This is a genomic window from Marinobacterium iners (assembly GCF_017310015.1).
Classification (GTDB): domain Bacteria; phylum Pseudomonadota; class Gammaproteobacteria; order Pseudomonadales; family Balneatricaceae; genus Marinobacterium; species Marinobacterium iners.
Window position 1 is genome coordinate 605,505 of record NZ_CP022297.1, and the last position, 17,082, is coordinate 622,586.

Annotated in this window: 13 protein-coding genes; 4 read left to right on the top strand and 9 right to left on the bottom strand. The window is 57.4% G+C overall.

Going from position 1 to position 17,082, the window contains the following annotated elements; genetic code table 11:
* Positions 1-6 precede the first annotated feature (6 nt).
* From zipA to CFI10_RS02955, 4 genes are read left to right on the top strand one after another with little or no spacing between them, the layout of a single operon-like run.
* Complete coding sequence (gene zipA, locus CFI10_RS02940; RefSeq protein ID WP_091822351.1) at positions 7-1,386, top strand: cell division protein ZipA; 1,380 nt, start codon at positions 7-9, stop codon at positions 1,384-1,386.
* Between the two features lie 39 nt (positions 1,387-1,425).
* Positions 1,426-3,786, top strand: coding sequence for an NAD-dependent DNA ligase LigA (gene ligA / locus CFI10_RS02945; RefSeq protein ID WP_206839148.1), 2,361 nt, complete (start codon positions 1,426-1,428; stop codon positions 3,784-3,786).
* Positions 3,783-4,010, top strand: coding sequence for a YheU family protein (locus tag CFI10_RS02950; RefSeq protein WP_206839151.1), 228 nt, complete (start codon positions 3,783-3,785; stop codon positions 4,008-4,010). The genes ligA and CFI10_RS02950 overlap by 4 nt, the downstream gene beginning before the upstream one ends.
* Positions 4,011-4,033: 23 nt before the next feature.
* Positions 4,034-4,738, top strand: coding sequence for a DUF4126 domain-containing protein (locus tag CFI10_RS02955; RefSeq protein WP_206839153.1), 705 nt, complete (start codon positions 4,034-4,036; stop codon positions 4,736-4,738).
* Here CFI10_RS02955 and CFI10_RS02960 read toward each other — a convergent pair whose 3' ends face one another.
* The 9 genes from CFI10_RS02960 to CFI10_RS03000 all read right to left on the bottom strand — a co-directional run bounded on the left by CFI10_RS02960 (position 4,739) and on the right by CFI10_RS03000 (position 17,075).
* Positions 4,739-5,398, bottom strand: a complete 660-nt coding sequence (locus CFI10_RS02960) for a CBS domain-containing protein (protein WP_091822339.1) — start codon at positions 5,396-5,398, stop codon at positions 4,739-4,741.
* 42 nt (positions 5,399-5,440) lie between these two features.
* Entirely contained in the window at positions 5,441-7,411 is a 1,971-nt protein-coding gene (gene mnmC, locus CFI10_RS02965; RefSeq protein ID WP_206839155.1) for a bifunctional tRNA (5-methylaminomethyl-2-thiouridine)(34)-methyltransferase MnmC2/FAD-dependent 5-carboxymethylaminomethyl-2-thiouridine(34) oxidoreductase MnmC1, read from the bottom strand.
* A complete protein-coding gene (locus CFI10_RS02970; RefSeq protein ID WP_206839157.1) occupies positions 7,404-7,781 on the bottom strand; it encodes a Na+/H+ antiporter subunit G in 378 nt (125 codons plus the stop codon). The genes mnmC and CFI10_RS02970 overlap by 8 nt, the downstream gene beginning before the upstream one ends.
* Before the next feature lie 8 nt (positions 7,782-7,789).
* A complete protein-coding gene (locus CFI10_RS02975; RefSeq protein WP_091822331.1) occupies positions 7,790-8,059 on the bottom strand; it encodes a K+/H+ antiporter subunit F in 270 nt (89 codons plus the stop codon).
* Positions 8,053-8,547 carry a Na+/H+ antiporter subunit E gene (locus CFI10_RS02980; RefSeq protein WP_091822328.1) on the bottom strand — a complete coding sequence of 165 codons (495 nt, stop codon included), beginning with the start codon at positions 8,545-8,547 and terminating at the stop codon, positions 8,053-8,055. The genes CFI10_RS02975 and CFI10_RS02980 overlap by 7 nt, the downstream gene beginning before the upstream one ends.
* Positions 8,544-10,052 (bottom strand): monovalent cation/H+ antiporter subunit D, encoded by a 1,509-nt coding sequence (locus CFI10_RS02985; RefSeq protein WP_206839159.1) that lies wholly within the window; start codon positions 10,050-10,052, stop codon positions 8,544-8,546. The genes CFI10_RS02980 and CFI10_RS02985 overlap by 4 nt, the downstream gene beginning before the upstream one ends.
* Positions 10,049-10,414, bottom strand: a complete 366-nt coding sequence (locus CFI10_RS02990) for a Na+/H+ antiporter subunit C (RefSeq protein WP_091822323.1) — start codon at positions 10,412-10,414, stop codon at positions 10,049-10,051. Before CFI10_RS02990 ends, CFI10_RS02985 begins: the two co-directional genes overlap by 4 nt.
* Positions 10,414-13,209, bottom strand: coding sequence for a monovalent cation/H+ antiporter subunit A (locus tag CFI10_RS02995; protein WP_206839167.1), 2,796 nt, complete (start codon positions 13,207-13,209; stop codon positions 10,414-10,416). The genes CFI10_RS02990 and CFI10_RS02995 overlap by 1 nt, the downstream gene beginning before the upstream one ends.
* Positions 13,210-13,391: 182 nt before the next feature.
* Complete coding sequence (locus CFI10_RS03000; RefSeq protein WP_242530088.1) at positions 13,392-17,075, bottom strand: hybrid sensor histidine kinase/response regulator; 3,684 nt, start codon at positions 17,073-17,075, stop codon at positions 13,392-13,394.
* Positions 17,076-17,082: the final 7 nt, after the last annotated feature.

A 17,082-nucleotide genomic window follows, 5' to 3' on the forward strand; every position in this document is an offset into this window, starting at 1 on the left:
AAGGGTATGGATATCAGTCTGCGCGAATGGCTCATCATCGGCGGTATACTGATCGTGGTACTGATTCTGATTGACGGCTGGCGCCGTGTGAGTGCCAACCGCAACCGTTTGCGTCTGGAAATTGACCGTACTCTTTCGGAGTTGGGTGAGGCAGAACCGTCGCAGCACAACCCTGAACTACCTAACGGTGGTGCACGGCGGCGCAGTCAGGAATCCGTACGAGAAACCCCGACACAAAAGCCAGCCGCAGCAAAGCCTGAACGAGCCGCAACAACACCGCCACAGCCAGTGCGGCGTGAGCCGGTATTCAATGAATCGATCACTTCCAAACCCGCGAAGCAGCCATCGAATGCCACGGCGGTACAGGCAGAGCTTAGCGAGATGGACCCGCTGTTTGATGATATTCCTGCCGATACCGAGACGGGCCGTGCTCGTCCGGTTCGGAACAGAAAGAAATCAACAGCAGAAAACGATTCAACACCAGCGCCGGTACAACAGACGATTGACGATGATCCTGAGCTGCTGCGCGCCGTCGAACAGGGTGAACTGCAGGGCGGTTCACTTGACTTCAATACCGATACCGCGCACGAAGAGAGTCAGATCAGTACCAGCCTGAATGACCGCATGGAGCTGGATTTTGAGCAGCCCATTCCGATCCTGTTCGACAAGGTACCCTCACCCGATGCGGCTGATCTCCCGGATGACACCCTTGCGGCCTATAAGCGCTCATTGAATGAACAGCCAGAACCTTCTCCGCGCCAGCGTATTGAGAACGATCCATTGCAAGGGCTGACGGCCACTGAGCTGCCAGCCGAACCGGACGAATCCCTGTTCAGCAGTACCGAGTTGGGTCTGGATGAAGAAAGCCCCGCTGTAGCAGAACCGACACCTGCAGTGTCTGAAGCGTCGGCTCCTGAAAAACCACGGCCCGGATTGCGCAGTGCACCCGATCCCGAGCACGTTCTGGTGATCACGGTCGTTGGCCGTAACCGTCAGCTGCTGCCGGGACCCGCTTTGCACAAGATCGTTACGGCCTGTGGCATGGAATGGGGCGAAATGTCGATTTATCATCGCAGTGAAACAGATGCGCCCGATGCTGCCGTCCAATTCAGTATGACCAACGCCGTTGCACCGGGTACCTTTGACCCAGAGCATCTGGAGCAGCTGCAAACACCTGCCGTGTCCTTCTTCATGTCCATGAGTGAACCGGATGATCCAATGAACGCTTATGAGTGCATGCTGGCGACCGCTGAAACGCTTGCCAAGCACCTCGACGGCGATCTGCTGGATGAAGACCGCTCCGTCATGCGTCCTCAAACCAAGGAACACTATCGCGAGCGCATTCGCGAGTTCGAGATGCACAACCGCACCCGGCGGGTACACTGATACCCGCTTTCGTTCCACCTCTGACCAGACCCAGACTCCATGACCCTGCCTGAATCCGTCGTGACCCGTGCCGAGCAGTTACGCACCGAGATCGAACAACACAGTTACCGTTATTACGTGCTGGACGAGCCGAGTGTTCCGGATGCGGAATATGATCGGCTTTTCAATGAACTCAAGGCGCTGGAAGCGGAATATCCAGAGCTTGTGAGTGAAGATTCACCAACGCAGCGAGTCGGTAAAAAGCCGGACTCAGGTTTTGCCGAAGTGCGTCATGAACAGCCCATGCTGTCTCTGGACAACGCCTTCAGTGATGACGAGATGGCTACCTTTGTTCGCCGCGCACGTGAGCGTCTGGGGCTGAGCGCTGATGCGCCGCTGGCCATTGTCAGTGAACCGAAGCTGGATGGCCTGGCGGTCAGCTTGCTGTACGAGCAGGGCCGATTGGTGCGTGCTGCAACCCGGGGCGATGGTTATACAGGTGAGGATATCACCCTTAATGTACGCACCCTGCCCAGCGTGCCTTTGCGTTTGTTGGGCGAAGGCTGGCCACGGCTGCTGGAAGTGCGGGGCGAGATTTACATGCCCAGAGCCGGTTTTGAACGGCTCAATGAACAGGCCCGTGATGCCGGTGAAAAAACCTTCGTCAATCCGCGTAATGCCGCCGCTGGCAGCCTGCGTCAGCTGGATCCGGCGGTTACCGCCCGGCGACCGCTGGAGTTCTGCTGTTACAGTACCGGCGTGGTTGCGGACGGGGAGCTGCCGGGCAGTCACATTGAACGGCTGCAACAACTCAACCGCTGGGGACTTAAAATCAATCCGGAAATGCGGCGTGTTGATGGGTTGGAGGGGTGTCGGGAAAGCTACCGCTCACTGGCGGATAAGCGTGATCAGTTGCCCTACGACATTGACGGCATTGTATTCAAACTGGACCGGCTTGATCAGCAGGAAGCGCTGGGCTATGTCGCCCGCGCACCGCGCTGGGCCATTGCGCACAAGTTCCCGGCTCAGGAAGAGATTACACGCCTCAAGGCGGTTGAGTTTCAGGTTGGCAGAACCGGAGCAATCACACCGGTGGCCAGGCTGGAGCCGGTCTTTGTGGGCGGAGTCACCGTCAGCAACGCGACCCTGCATAACATGGATGAAATCGCCCGACTTGATGTGCATGCCGGTGACTGGGTCACGGTACGCCGTGCCGGTGATGTCATTCCGCAAATCGTACAGGTATTGAAGGAGCGTCGCGATGGCACTGAACAAAACATCAGCATCCCTTCATCCTGTCCGGTATGTGGATCGGATGTGGAGCGTACTCGGCTGATCAAGCGAGGCAAGGGACGGGAACAGGTCAGTGAAGGCTCAATCTACCGCTGTGTCGGTCGACTCTCGTGCCGTGCCCAGCTGACCCAGGCCCTGATCCATTTTGTCTCGCGCAAGGCGATGGACATAGATGGGCTGGGCGAAAAGAATATTGAACAGCTGGTTGAGCGTGGCCTGATAAAGTCTCCGGCTGATCTGTATCGACTACGGGTGGAAGACCTGCTCGAACTCGACGGTTTCGCACAGGTGTCAGCTGAAAAACTGTACAGCGCCATTGCGTCCAGCCGCCGCGTGGAGCTGGCCCGCTTTATCTACGCGCTTGGCATTCCGGAAGTGGGGGAAGGCACGGCGCGCACGCTGGCGCTGCAGCTGGGGTCTCTTGCGCGGTTGCGTCAGGCACTGCCGTTGCTGCTGACATGGTTGCCGGATATCGGGCTGGAAGTAGGGCATGAGATTCATAACTTCATGCAGGACGAGCATAACTGCCAAGTGATGGATGCATTACTGGCACAGGGCATTGAACTTCAGCAGGAGGCCGATATTGCAGCAGCGCTGCAGGGCGCCATCAGTCTGCCGATGTTGCTGCAGCGGCTGGACATACCGGGAGTGGCCAAAACCGGTGCTACGGCTCTGGCCGATCACTTCCGGTCACTGGAGCCTCTTCTGCAGGCAGATGCCGAGGCACTGGAATCGGTTGCCAAGCTCAGCAAAAAGGCGCGTAGCGGCCTGCTGCAGAAGTTGGCAGAGCCTGACTGGTGTGAGCAGGCAAGGGCACTGGAGCAGCAACTAAAGGCCTTTGGCATGCACTGGCAGTGCGAGGGTCCGTCTGATACCGGCTCCACACAGCCACTGGCCGGGCAGACCTGGGTACTGACTGGAACGCTCGAAACCATGACCCGAGACGAGGCCAAGGATCGCTTGCTGGCACTGGGTGCCAAGGTCAGCGGCTCCGTCTCCGGCAAGACTCAGTGTGTGGTGGCCGGTCCGGGTGCGGGTTCCAAGCTGAACAAGGCGACAGAGCTGGGCATTGAGGTACTGGACGAGGATGCATTTATGAATCAGTTACAGGCTTGGGAAAAGGCATGATTGTTCCCTGGCAGTCACTAGACCCGGATACACTGCAGAATCTGCTGGAGGAGTTTGTCAGTCGTGACGGCACCGACTATGGTGAACAGGAACTCAGTCTGGCACAGAAGGCCGAGCAGATTCGACTGAAGCTGATCAGCGGTGAGGCTCTGCTGCTGTTCAGCGAAAGCACCGGTCAGTGCAACATTGTGCCCCGTGAACGCTTGCCGGAGTTTGATCACTGAGCCCGGCGGCGAGGAGATAGTGGATGGAGCAACTGGATCAGATCAGTACACTGATCGCCCTTTCGATGGGGGTGGCCTGGGCCAGTGGCATCAATCTTTATGCCACGGTGCTCATGCTGGGTGTACTGAACAATATGGGCCATATCAGCCTGCCGCCGGGGCTGGAAATAGTCTCTGATCCATTGGTGCTGATTGCCGCCGGTTTCATGTACTGCGTTGAGTTTTTCGCTGACAAAACACCGGGGGTTGATACGGGCTGGGACGCCTTGCATACCTTTATTCGCATCCCTGCAGGAGCTGCTCTGGCGGCGGGAGCCGTGGGTGATCTGAGCCCAGCTGTTGGACTTGCAGCAGCCCTGACCGGCGCTTCAGTGGCCGCAGGCAGCCATGCACTCAAGGCGGGCAGTCGGGTCATGATCAACACTTCGCCCGAGCCGGTCAGCAATTGGGTCGCGTCATTCAGTGAGGACCTGCTTGTAATCGGAGGGCTTTGGACGGCCCTTAACCACCCGTTATGGTTTTTGGGTGGGCTCATACTGTTTATCCTGCTGCTGGTCTGGCTGTTGCCGAAGCTCTGGCGCGGAGTGAAAAAAGTGTTCGGGTTTCTGGCCAGACTGTTTGGGGGCCAGAAAGATGACAGCCCGAGCCCCGAAGGTGATCTGGAACGTGATGCATGCCGTGCGGCTGCACCCCGTCCAGGCATTAAGCCTCAGCTGCCTCCGGACTGATCAGGCCCAGCTCTCTACGTGACCATCATTGATCAGCATTCTGATCAGATCGGTGCGACACACAATGCCTTCCAGCTTCTCGTCGCGGTCTATCACCGGAATTGCGCCGATGGGGTAACGCACAAAGCTGGCGGCAATGCTGGAAACTTCAGTGTCGGGCGAAGCTACTATCATTTGGCGATGATAGGCCTGAGTGACACTGACCGGTGAGTCAGTGCCACGTTGCATGATGTCGTGTATGGAGATAATGCCCAATGCCCGTTCGTCAGCATCTACCACCATCAGATGCGAAACTTCCTGCTCCTGCATCAAGGCCCAGGCCTGACGCAGACTGGTTTCCGGCGGAATGGTGAGCACGGGGCTGGTCATGATCTGGGCCGCCCGCAGCCCTTGCGGCTTTTTGGGCTTGTCACCGGCGGTGCTGGCGTCCTGATAGGCTTTCTGCGAAGCCTTGCCTGGACTTTCACCGGGAACCTGAAAGCGCTCCTTTGATAGCTGTATGCGCTGCTCAAGATCCTGTTGCTGACGAATCTGGTCTTCAGAGCCCGGTACAGCAGCACTGTTGATGCTTTGAGTCAGACCTTCCACTCCGCGGGGGCGAAACAGAGACTCAACTGGTGTCTGGATCCGATACCCCTGATCGTAGATGACAAGTGCCATAAACTGCTACTCCGCCAGTGCCGGATAATGCCGGCCTTCTTATTATAGCGTCTTGCGGATCAAATTCTTGACCATAAAACGCGCCGGGTTAAGGATCCGAACCTGATCTGCAGCAAGCGGCAACGGCGCACCGCTGATCAGGGCCGCGATCAACTGCCCACAGATTGGACCACTGAGCAGCCCTTTCGATCCATGGCCCACATTCACGAAGAGCCCACGCTGCAGCGGAGGCCGTGCAGTGAAGGGCCAACGGGCATCATCGCGCAGCTTGGCATAGGTCTCGATGAAAGCGTCGTGGTCCGCTACTGCACCCGCCAGCGGCAGATAGTCGGGTGTACTACAGCGAAATGCGACCTTGCCCTCAAGCGACTGCTGCTGCAGGGCCTGGCCCAGCTTTGGCAGAGCCCGCTGCAGAATATCCAGATTGTGCTGGTGCTCTTCCTGTCGTACCTGATCATTGCTGTCATGCAGTACAAATGATGCACCGAAACAGTACTCACCATTCAGCGGAGGGGAGATATAGCCCTCACCACAGACGACCGTTTTCAGCGGCGGGAGCCCGGCCGGTGCAGACGCCTGACTGGTCTGGCCTCTGATTGGTTTGAGCGGCAACTGTGACAGTGGATCAAACCTCACGGCCTGGCTGGCGCAGCAGACCACGACCTGCTCGCTACTGAATCCGCTGTTGCCCAGGTGCCAGCGCCCGGAACGACGCTCAAGTGTCTCAACGGGCGTGTTGTAGTGGCACTCAATATTGGGGTGTGACAGCAGCAACTCACACAACCGGGCAGGCGCTATCCAGCCTGCGGTGGGGAAAAACAGCCCGCCCTCACCGGTTGTGATGCCTGCCAGCTCACTGGCGGTTGCCGCATCCACGGCACGAACCAGAGAATAGGGGTAGGCGGCCTGTTCGATGACCTGCTGTTGCCGTTCGGCTTCCTTATCGGTCAGAGCCAGCTGCAGTACACCGCAACACTGGCCTAGCTCGGGGTGTTCCTCGCTAAGAGTAGCCAGCAACGCGCTGGTATGAATCAGGCCGCTGAGATGAAAGTGGCTGTGTAGGGTTGGGCTGGCGGGCAGCTTTGCATACAGAGCCCCTTGAGGGTTGCCAGAACCCTCCATCGCCGGAGCTGCATGGCGTTCCAGCACGATGACCCTGTAGCCCTGCGATGCCAGTGCGTAGGCGGTGGAAGCACCGGCGATGCCGGCTCCAATCACCACAATTGGCTCGTCCGTGATGGCAGCGGCTGGGCGCTGAAACCAGATCGGAGTGTCCGCCGGTGTGGCGTCAAAGGGGGCGAGAGTCATTCGACCGCTGAGCATTTCCCGCTTGCGGCCAAAGCCAGGGCGCTTGATGACTTCGAAACCGACCTCCTGCAGGCCACGCCGAACCACTCCGGCTGCGGTGAAGGTCGCAAAGGTGCTGCCCGGCCTGCTAAGGCGTGCAATTTCACTGAACAGTTGTTCATTCCAGAGCTCAGGGTTGCGTGCCGGGGCGAAACCGTCCAGAAACCAGGTATCCACTCGCGCATCAAGCCGGGGCAGTGTCTCCAGTGCATCCCCAAACAGCAGCGTCAGCAGAATACGCCCGGCATCAAACACGAGGGTATAGGCTCCGGCGACCGGCTGTGGGTAACTTTTAAGAAGCTGCTTGGCCCCATCGCTGAATTCGGAAAAGTTCGACAGAGCTTGCCTGAGATCGGCAGCGCTTAGCGGGTATTTCTCACAGGAAATGTAGTGCAGCTGCTGCTCTGCTGGAGCTTGTTGCAGCCATAACGCGCGGCAACACAGAAAGTTCAGCCCGGTTCCAAAACCGGTTTCAGCCACCACGAAAGGGGCGCCGCTGGCTTCACTGAATCGTTGCTCAAGCGCATTGGCATCCAGAAAAACATGGCGCGTTTCCGCTATGCCGCCGGCGCGGTTGAAATAGATATCTTCAAACAGCGTGGATGACGGTACGCCATCCTGCCACTCCAGATCGGCCTGCTGCAGTGGTGCTTGAGGGTCAGTCATGCTCGTTTGCTGCTGAGGGCGCCTGTTGCTCGCGTGCCGGCTTCATCAGGTGCAGTGAGCGGGTGCGCTTCAAGGCACGGTTCTCATGGTGCAGCGCGGTTTTTGCCAGCATGTGAGCGGTCACCGGAGCCGTGATCAGCAGGAACAGGGTGATCAGCAGTTCGTGCAGGCTGAGATAGCCCTGTTCATAAGTCATCAGGATCATGGAGGCGATCAGAATACCGCCCATGCCTAGTGTGGTCGCCTTGGTTGGTGCGTGCAGGCGGGTATAAAAGTCAGGCAGCCGGCTGAGGCCGACCGAGCCTACCAGCACAAAGAAGCCACCGATCAGCAGCAATATGGATACCAGAAGTTCAACCCAAAAAGTCATATGCAAACCTATTCAATGATGTCGCCGCGCAGCAGATATTTGCACAGGGCCACGGTGCTGACGAAGCCTAGCATCGCAATCAGCAAAGCTGCTTCAAAATAGAGGCTGGTACGCATGTACATGCCGTACAGCAGAATCAGGGCGATGCTGTTGATATACATGGTGTCCAGCGCCAGAATTCGATCCGACAGATCAGGCCCGCGCAGCAGTCGCCACAGGTTGAGAATCAGGGCAACACAGAGAATGCCGCTGACGATCATGAGTGCCGTGTCTAGCATGCAAAAATCTCCTTCAGCGGCGCTTCATAACGTGACTTGATGGTGGCAATGAGAGCCTGTTCGTCGGTCACATGCAACGCATGAATATAGAGCCACTTGTGGTCAGACGACAGCTCCGAGCTCACGGTGCCCGGTGTCAGGGAAACGGTGCTGGCCAGCAGCGTAATCGGCAACTCTTCTTTAATATCCAACGGCACGGCAACGAACGCTGGCTGCAGCCGGCGCACCGGTCCCAGTACCAGAATGGCAACCTCGATATTGGCAACCACGATATCCCCCAGCACCTTGAGAATGTACTTCAGTGCCAGTAAAGGGCGCCTCACATGAGGCTGCTCGGTTTTGAGTGGAGCACACAGTATGGGGATCACCAGTGACAGAAACGCGCCGAGTACAATATGCCCCGGTGCAACCGTGTTGTTCAGCAACAGCCAAACGATAAACAGCAACAGGCTGTGTATCGGCATGGGCAGCCAGAATGAGCGACTCATGAAGGACCTCCCGGCAGCAGAACAGGCAAGTGAATCGGTACAGAGTGCAGCTGGTGTGCGGCCTCACGGGTATACTCCGTCATTGGGCCACCCAAAACCACAAGCATCGGGGCTGCCAGCAGGAGCAAGGTAACGGCAGCGAGGTGCCAGGGTGAAGCGACCTCGCCTTGACTCTTGTCGGTGCTGCGACGCCAGAACAGCGTTGTACCGGCACGTGACAGTGCGATGATGGCAATCAGGCTACTGATCAGCAAGACCGGCCATACCCAAAGCATTTCAGTGGTGCCGTGGGCGGCCTGCAGCAGCAAAACCTTGCCGACAAAGCCTGAGAAAGGCGGAATGCCAGCCACTGTCATGGCACCAATAAAAAACAGCACACCCAGTAGCGCCGGTTGGCGTACGCGACGAGATACCACAAAACGGTCAGCGGCCTTGCCGCGTTGTTGCCCGATCAGATCTGCGATCAGAAACAGCGCTGCGCACACCAGCGTACTGTGGACCAGGTAATAGAGCCCGGCCGATGTGGCATCTTCGTTCTGCAGCGCGATCGATACCAGCAGTGTCCCCACCGAAATTACCACCAGGTTGGCCGTCAGCTCGCGCAGGTTGGGGCTGGCAAGTGCGCCAATACTGCCAACCACCAGGGTTAGCAGGGCCAGCGGCCAGATCCAGGGCTGGGCCATGAATGCCAGCTCACCGGCATTTTCGCCGAATACAACGGTATGGATTCTGAAAATACTGTAGATGCCGACCTTGGTCATGATCGCGAACAGCGCAGCAACGGGGGCGCTGGCCGACGCATAGGTACGTGTCAGCCAGAAATGCAGCGGCAGCATCGCGGCCTTAAGGCCGAATACCACCAGCAACAACAGGCCACCGGCACGGGCCAGGGTCTTCTCACCGCCGGAAAGCGCTGCAATCTTGGTCGACATGTCGGCGATGTTCAGGGTACCCAGTGTGCCGTAAAGAATGCCCAAGGCGAACAGGAACAGGCTGGAACCGACCAGGTTCAGCGCGACATAGTGAAAGCTGGCCTGAGTCTTCTGCTTGCCACCACCGTGAATCAGCAGGGCGTAGGAGGCAATCAACAGCACCTCAAAGAAGACGAACAGGTTAAAGGCGTCACCGGTCAGGAATGCGCCATTGATGCCCATGATCTGGAACAGTACCAGCGGGTGGAAGTAGGAACCAGTGCGGTCATCGCCGGCGCAGGCATACAGAATCGAGGCCAGCCCCAGCACCGAGGTCAACAGCACCAGAAGGCTGGAGAGGCGGTCAGCGACCAGCACAATACCGAATGGAGGCTGCCAGTCGCCCAGAACGTAAAGCTGAATCCCCTGTTGCTGAACCTGCAATAGCAGAATGGATACGAGCAGTGTCAATGCCGAAAAGAACAGAGCGGCTGCACGCTGTCGATCTGGACTGCCGCACAGTGGAGGCAACAGCAGCAACAGAGCGCCAATCATGGGAATCAGGATCGGCAGAATGGGCAGGTGTGCGGTCATGCCTTCTCCTTACGGCTGCGGGCCTTGGTTTCGGGCTGAGGAGGCAGACGACCGTCCACATGATCATTGCCAAGGTCGGCACGGGCACGCATGGCCAGAATGACGATGAAGGCGGTCATGGCAAAACCGATCACAATGGCTGTCAGTACCAGCGCCTGTGGCAGCGGGTCAGCGTAACTGTAAGAGGTACCAAGAATGGCCGCACCATCCAGCTTCAAACGCCCACTGGAAAACAGGAACAGATTGACGGCGTAGGACAGCAAGGTAATGCCGAGCACCACCGGGAAGGTTCTGCCCCGCAGGCAGAGGAAAATCCCTGAAAAGGTCAGCAGGCCGACACAGGTCGCGTATACGGCTTCCATTATTCAGACTCCGGCAAAGTGGGTCGATGGTTGGTAGTCAGTTTGCCCAGGTTGGCCAGGATCAGCAGGGTAGCCCCCACAACGGTCAGGTAAACCCCAAGATCAAACAGCATGGCGCTGGCCAGTTCAAATTCGCCGATCCAGGGCAAGCTGAAATAGTCGAACCAGGATGTCAGGAACGGGCGATCGAAGACCCAGCTGCCCATTCCGGTCAGGGTGGCGATCAGCACACCGCTGGCAATTAGCCACTGGTAATTGACCTTCAAGCGCTCTTTGATCCAGTCGACCCCATGAGCAACATATTGCTGGACCAGAGCGACAGAGGTAACAAGACCCGCAATGAAGCCGCCGCCGGGCAGGTTATGGCCGCGCAAGAAAATGTAAACCGACACCAGCAGGGCCAAGGGCAGCAGGCTCTGCGAAATGACGGCCAGCATCATGGGGTGACGGTCGCTGGCCCAGGCACGGCCACTCTCGTCCCCGGCAGGCATGTAGAGCCGCATGCGTACGATCAGTTTATAGATACCCAGAGCTGCAATACCCAGTACCGTAATTTCACCCAGGGTATCGAAACCACGGAAATCCACCAGAATCACGTTGACTACGTTGGTACCACCGCCACCGGTTTTGCTGTTGGCCAGGAAAAAGTCAGAGATGCTGTGCAGCGGTCGGGTCATCAACGCATAGTTGATGGTGCCAATGATGCCGCCGAGCATGGCTGCAATACCCAGATCGCGGACCACCCGCTTGGGGGAGGATTCCTTGGGCGTCTTCTGTGGCAAGAAGAACAGGGCCAACATCAGCAGGATTACGGTCACCACCTCGACCGAAAGCTGAGTAAGGGCCAGATCCGGCGCCGAGAAGCGGGCAAAGGTAATGGACACGATCAGCCCGACCACCGACAGGGTCAGCAGTGAAATCATACGCTTGCGGTGCCACACCACCGTCGCCAGTGCGCTGAGGCAGAGCAGTACGGCTGCCGTGATTTCAACTGCATCGATCGGCAGGTGAGGGCGCAGGCCGGCTGTGGTGTTCAGATCCATCAATGGGCCTGCCATCAAAACCAGTGCAAACAGCAGCAACAGGAACATGTAGCGCTGCAGAGAGCCGTTCTCGAGGAAGCCGTGGATACTGCGAGCCGTGCGCACCATTTGTTGAATGATGCGCTCAAACACCAGCTTGGCATCGGTTTCCGGGAATTGAGCCTGGAACTGATACAGGTGACGGCGGTTATAGTAGATCATCAGGCCGCCAGCCAGTGCGATGATGCTCATCAGCAATGGCAGGTTGAAGCCGTGCCAGATCGACAGGCTGTATTCCGGCACATTGCCGTCCAGCACCGCCGACGATGCGGACTCCAGTAGCCCGCCCACGATGAAGCCGGGGAAAATGCCAAGCAGAAGACACAGTGTTACCAGAATCTCGACCGGTATTTTCATATAGCGCGGTGGTTCATGGGGTGTCTTGGGCAGGTCGATCGGCTCGCCGTTAAAAAACACGTCATGGATAAAGCGCATCGAGTAAGCCACTGCAAAAATACCCGCCAGCGTCGCCAGTACCGGTACCATCCAGGACAGTGAGCCCAGAGCTACCTGATGCAGCGTCTCGGCAAAGAACATCTCCTTCGACAGAAAGCCGTTGAGCAAAGGTACACCGGCCATGGATGCTGCTGCCACCATCGCCAGCGTGGCAGTATGCGGCATGTAATGCCACAGACCGTTCAGCTTGCGCATGTCGCGTGAACCGGATTCGTGATCAATGATGCCGGCAGCCATGAATAGCGACGCCTTGAATGTGGCATGGTTAATGATATGAAACACGGCCGCCACGGCGGCCAGTTCGGTGTCCATGCCCAGCAACAGCGTGATCAGGCCCAAATGGCTCACGGTGGAATAGGCCAGCAGCCCTTTCAAATCATGCTTGAACAGCGCGATATAGGCACCCAGCAGCAGGGTGGCAAGACCGGTCAGGCTGACGGTCAGGAACCAGAGCTCGGTACCGGACAAAACCGGATAGAAGCGAGCCAGCAGGAAGATGCCTGCCTTGACCATGGTAGCCGAGTGGAGGTAAGCACTGACGGGTGTGGGGGCCGACATGGCATGTGGCAGCCAGAAATGAAATGGAAACTGGGCCGACTTGGTGAATGCACCGAGCAGAACCAGAATCAGTGCAACCGGGTAGGCTGCATGCTCGCGCAGAGTATCACCGCTGGCCAGTACCACGCTGAGATCGTAGCTGCCGACAATATGAGCGACCAGCAGCAGGCCTGCAAGCAGGGCAAGCCCCCCGGCACCCGTAACCGTCAGGGCCATGCGGGCGCCCTTGCGTGCCTCGCTCTTGTGGTGCCAGAAACTGATCAACAGAAAGGAGCTGATACTGGTCAGCTCCCAGAACATCCATAGCTGCAGCAGGTTGTTGGATGTCACGATGCCGACCATCGATGTCATGAACAGGATCAGGTAGGCATAAAAGCGCGCCATGGAATCCTGGGGCGAGAGGTAATAGCGGGCATACAAAATGATCAGCAGACCAATGCCAAGAATCAGCAGCAGAAACAGCAGCGCAAGGCCGTCGAGCCGGAACGACAGCTCCAGTCCAAGCTCGGGTATCCAGCTGAACGTTTGTTGCAGGGTTTCGCCGGCAAATATCTGCGGCACGGCCTGCAGTACCAGAAACAGTGACAGTGCCGGCAACATGGCAGTGAACCATGCACAGGCGCTGCGACCGAAGCGTTCGGTGAACAGGGGGACCAGGGTGCCGATCAGGGGTAATAACGGAATCCAGAATAGGCTCATCTGCTGGGCGTGCTCCGGTCGGTAGCGGGTGAATTCATGTATTAGCGGTCGATGAAATATGCGCTGAATGAGAGTAATTTATACCTTTTGACGGCTCCAGAGTCCACCAAATGCGGTCGAGCAGGGCGGACTTTCCAGCAACATGTGTGCCAGTGAAAAGACCGCCTTGATGTCAGAAAAGTTCAGAACAGGAGCTGTTGTACTTGTTCAAGCACGGCCGTTTCTGTCCAGGGCTTGGTCAGGTAGGCAGAAACACCTGCGGCTTCGGCTTCGCCACGGTGCTTGCGCGTTGAGCGGGAGGTTATCATGATGATGGGGATATCATTGAAGTTTTGGCTGTTGCGTACAATGGCCGCCAGTTCCATGCCGCTCATGCGGGGCATTTCCAGGTCCGTCAAAATCATGTCGGGCGGGTTGGCGCGCACCTTGTCGAGTGCATCCAGTCCATCAATGGCCGTGGTGACATCGTAGCCACTGTCGCTGAGCAATGTCTCGAGTGTTTTGCGTGCACTGAGTGAGTCGTCAACGACCAGCAAGCGTGGCAAGTGCAGGTCAAGGTTGGCATCAGGCGATTCCAGAGCCGTTGCCAGTACCGAGTGCCGGTGACGTACGCGGGCCTGCAGGTCAATAATGGGAGCGATTTCGCCGTTGGCAAGAATGGTCACGCCTGGAATGCCAGGGATGTCGGGTATATGCTCCCCCATCGATTTGAAGACCTGCTCTCGGTGCGCCAGTATTTCAGGTACAAATACGGCTGCTTCCTCATCCTGATCAAGCTGTACCAGTACGACAGGGTGTATGCGCATGGCGGCATAATCCGGAACGGCTTCACCCGTCAGGCCTTCAAGGGTATAGGCAGGGTATTCTGCATCTGCCGTAACGAAAACGGGCCGTTCATTATGTGTCTGCAGCTGCCCGTCAAGTGAAAGCAGGTTCTTGCTGATGCTGTGGCTGGACAAGGCATGGATTTTTCCGTTGCCCGAACGTACCAGCAGGGTGTGTACGAGGAGGGAAGATGCCGGCATCGACAGGTCAAACCGGGTGCCTTTGCCCGTCTGTGAATGAATGGTGAGTGTACCCTGCATGCGGGAAACCTGCTGATAGACCACATCCATGCCGATACCGCGACCGGACAGCTGGCTGATTTCGTCCCGCGTTGAAAAACCGGGCACAAGAATCAAGCGCTGGATTTCAGCATCGCTCAATACCGAGGATGGCTGAATCAACTGCTTGCGCTCGGCAATTTCACGTACGCGTTGCAGATTAATACCGGCGCCGTCATCTTCACAACTGACCTGGACTTTACTCTGGCGCTGGCTGAAACTGATTTTCAGTGTGCCGGTTTCATCCTTGCCAGCCTCGAACCGCATGTGCGGTGTTTCCAGGCCATGATCGACGGCATTGCGGATGATGTGCATCAGAGGGTCAGCCAGCTGATTCAAGATCTGACTGTCCATCATCACGCCTTCACCTTCAATTACCAGTCGCGCCTGTTTGCCCGAGGCTCGGCAGGCTTGTCGCATGATGCGTTGCATGCGGGAGGTGATGCTTCTGACAGGCACCAATCGGGTGTTGAGTACGTTTTCCAGAGACTCTTTCTGCAAGTTGGCCTGAGCCACGTGCAGTTCAGTGAGTTGCCTCAGTTGCTGAGCTGTCTGATGGTCAACTTCACGTACGTCAGCAACGGCTTCCTGCAGCTGCGACAAGGTCGCGTGCATATCGTGATAACGGTCCATCTCCAACGGGTCAAAGTCCGTGTCACCTTCCTGCATGGAAGGTGTCAGGGTGAAATGGTCGTGCAGTTGCTGCTCCAGATCAAACATCACTGTCTGCAGTACACGCTGGCGGTCTCGGTTGGAGCGGGTCAGGCGGCGCAGTTGCAGCAGGCTGTCATCCAGCTGTGCGTTCAGCGTGCTTGACTCTCCGGTGATACGGAACAGATTGTCGAGGATACCGACCGGAACCCGTATCTGGTTATTGTCACGAGATTCCTGCTGAACCGGAGTGTTGAGCTGCGGCTCTGCTGCTTGAAACTCGGCCTGTTCGCGACGACGGTGGCGCTCTGCATCGTCGAGTGCTGCTGAAGCACACTCAACCCCCTCTGTCTGCAACCGGAAGAACCAGTTCATCAACTGCTGTAGCTGGGTCACGGCGGTTTCAGGCAGTTGACCGCCTTCGGTTACAGCCTCGCTCATCTGGGCCAGACAGTCGGCTGCATCTGTCAGGTCCTGTGACAGCTGCTCACCGGGGAGCGTGGAGGTATCGGTCAATACTTCCAGAATGTCTTCAAGATGATGAGTCAAGTTGGCAAGGCCGCGTATGCCTGCCATGTTGGCCAGCCCCTTGATGGTGTGTGCGGCACGTTGTGCGCCCAGCAAACCGTTGACATCTCGATCACTTATCACAGCTTGCAGCTGTAGCTGGAACTCATCCACCAAAAGCGGCAACTCGGCGCACAGCATATCCATCAGCTGAAGATCTATTTCATCACCTGTGCTCAGGTCAATATCGTCTGCTGTGGCGGTCTGAAGTTCTATTTGGTCCGGTGATCGGAGACTGGTTAGTGCCAGCAGTCCTGAAATAAAAGCGGCCTGCTGGGGGTCAGTATGAATAGGCAGGCAGTCATCACTGAGGCAATCAATCAGATCTTCTCGGATCAACTTGTCGGCCGGAGCGTCCAGGTGTCGATGCAAAGCGCTGAGGCAGTGGGCAAAGTGGGTGCGGTTATAGTCGAAAAATTGTTCCGGATGCTGGCGAAAGAGGTCGAGGTTGGCGCCAAGACCCTGCAGCAGCAACTGGGCTCCAGTCAGATTGACGGTAGCGCAGGCGCGGCTCAAGGGCTGGAGGGCGTCCAGGCTGGTCTCCAATAGTGCCATAGTGTCGCTGGGTGGTTGTTGCCACTGCAGCTCCAATGCCTGCAGTGAACTCGTCAGCATGGCCATAATGCCCGGATCTACGGCGGGGCCATCCTGCTCCAGCAGCGACATGTCCACCTCACAAAAGCGGTCGCCACTTCGGTGCTCATCAATGAATGGATCTGCATCGGCCTGTGTGTGATTTTCGGGCCCCTCGGGGGCGGCGGGCAACGTCTCTTGAATAAGCTCTAACTGATCCTTTTGTTCACTCGGGTCCAGCGGTTCTGGCCAGCGTGGGTCGAGCAATAGATCCAGAATACTGATTGCCCGCTGTTGGTCAGGGTGTTGCAGCAGCTGTTGCAATGCAGACTGTAATTCAAGAACGGGAGTGGCATGAAGGGCTTCTACTCCCTCAACCCGTTCGGCCGCCAGGGCCACCAGGTCCGCTAATACCGGCGAATCCGCAGCAAGTGTTTCACTTAGCTCAGCCAGCCCCTCGGCCAGTGCCTCTGGGTCGTCAGCGTGCTCAAAGCAGTTCAATAACTGTTCTGAAGGCGTGCAGCTGTCCATGTCAGCTTGAGCCGCGATCGCGGCAGCTGTTTCGAGAGGAGCTGTAAGGCGACGCAGGCGTGGCCATTCTTCTTCCAACAGCTGTGGCAGTAACTCCAGATCCTGTGGGTCGAGTGGCGAGTCCCATACGTCTGTTAAATGCGCCTGCTGCACATATTCCAGCAGGCTTTTCGGCGTGTCCGCATTCAAGATCAGGCCCAGTTGGTGCAGCACACTCTCTGCCTGGTCCGGGCTCAGAGCTGCTCCCTGTTCAGCCTCGATCTGCTCTGCCAGCAGGGCCAACAGGTCGCCACATCCCGGCATCCCCAGATCGTGAAACAGATCTGCCAGCTGATTCATTTGCTCGCTGATACTGTCTGGCTCACTCCCGCTGTCGGTTTGAAGGCACTCAATCAGTTGCTGCAGCGACTCAAGAGCCGTCGTGCTTGTGGTCTGGTCCATGACGACC

Excerpts from the sequence above, each read along its gene's own strand:
- zipA (WP_091822351.1), top strand. The coding sequence starts at position 7 with ATGGATATCAGTCTGCGCGAATGGCTCATCATCGGCGGTATACTGATC.
- ligA (WP_206839148.1), top strand. The coding sequence starts at position 1,426 with ATGACCCTGCCTGAATCCGTCGTGACCCGTGCCGAGCAGTTACGCACC.
- CFI10_RS02950 (WP_206839151.1), top strand. The coding sequence starts at position 3,783 with ATGATTGTTCCCTGGCAGTCACTAGACCCGGATACACTGCAGAATCTG.
- CFI10_RS02955 (WP_206839153.1), top strand. The coding sequence starts at position 4,034 with ATGGAGCAACTGGATCAGATCAGTACACTGATCGCCCTTTCGATGGGG.
- CFI10_RS02960 (WP_091822339.1), bottom strand. The coding sequence starts at position 5,398 with ATGGCACTTGTCATCTACGATCAGGGGTATCGGATCCAGACACCAGTT.
- mnmC (WP_206839155.1), bottom strand. The coding sequence starts at position 7,411 with ATGACTGACCCTCAAGCACCACTGCAGCAGGCCGATCTGGAGTGGCAG.
- CFI10_RS02970 (WP_206839157.1), bottom strand. The coding sequence starts at position 7,781 with ATGACTTTTTGGGTTGAACTTCTGGTATCCATATTGCTGCTGATCGGT.
- CFI10_RS02975 (WP_091822331.1), bottom strand. The coding sequence starts at position 8,059 with ATGCTAGACACGGCACTCATGATCGTCAGCGGCATTCTCTGTGTTGCC.
- CFI10_RS02980 (WP_091822328.1), bottom strand. The coding sequence starts at position 8,547 with ATGAGTCGCTCATTCTGGCTGCCCATGCCGATACACAGCCTGTTGCTG.
- CFI10_RS02985 (WP_206839159.1), bottom strand. The coding sequence starts at position 10,052 with ATGACCGCACACCTGCCCATTCTGCCGATCCTGATTCCCATGATTGGC.
- CFI10_RS02990 (WP_091822323.1), bottom strand. The coding sequence starts at position 10,414 with ATGGAAGCCGTATACGCGACCTGTGTCGGCCTGCTGACCTTTTCAGGG.
- CFI10_RS02995 (WP_206839167.1), bottom strand. The coding sequence starts at position 13,209 with ATGAGCCTATTCTGGATTCCGTTATTACCCCTGATCGGCACCCTGGTC.
- CFI10_RS03000 (WP_242530088.1), bottom strand. The coding sequence starts at position 17,075 with ATGGACCAGACCACAAGCACGACGGCTCTTGAGTCGCTGCAGCAACTG.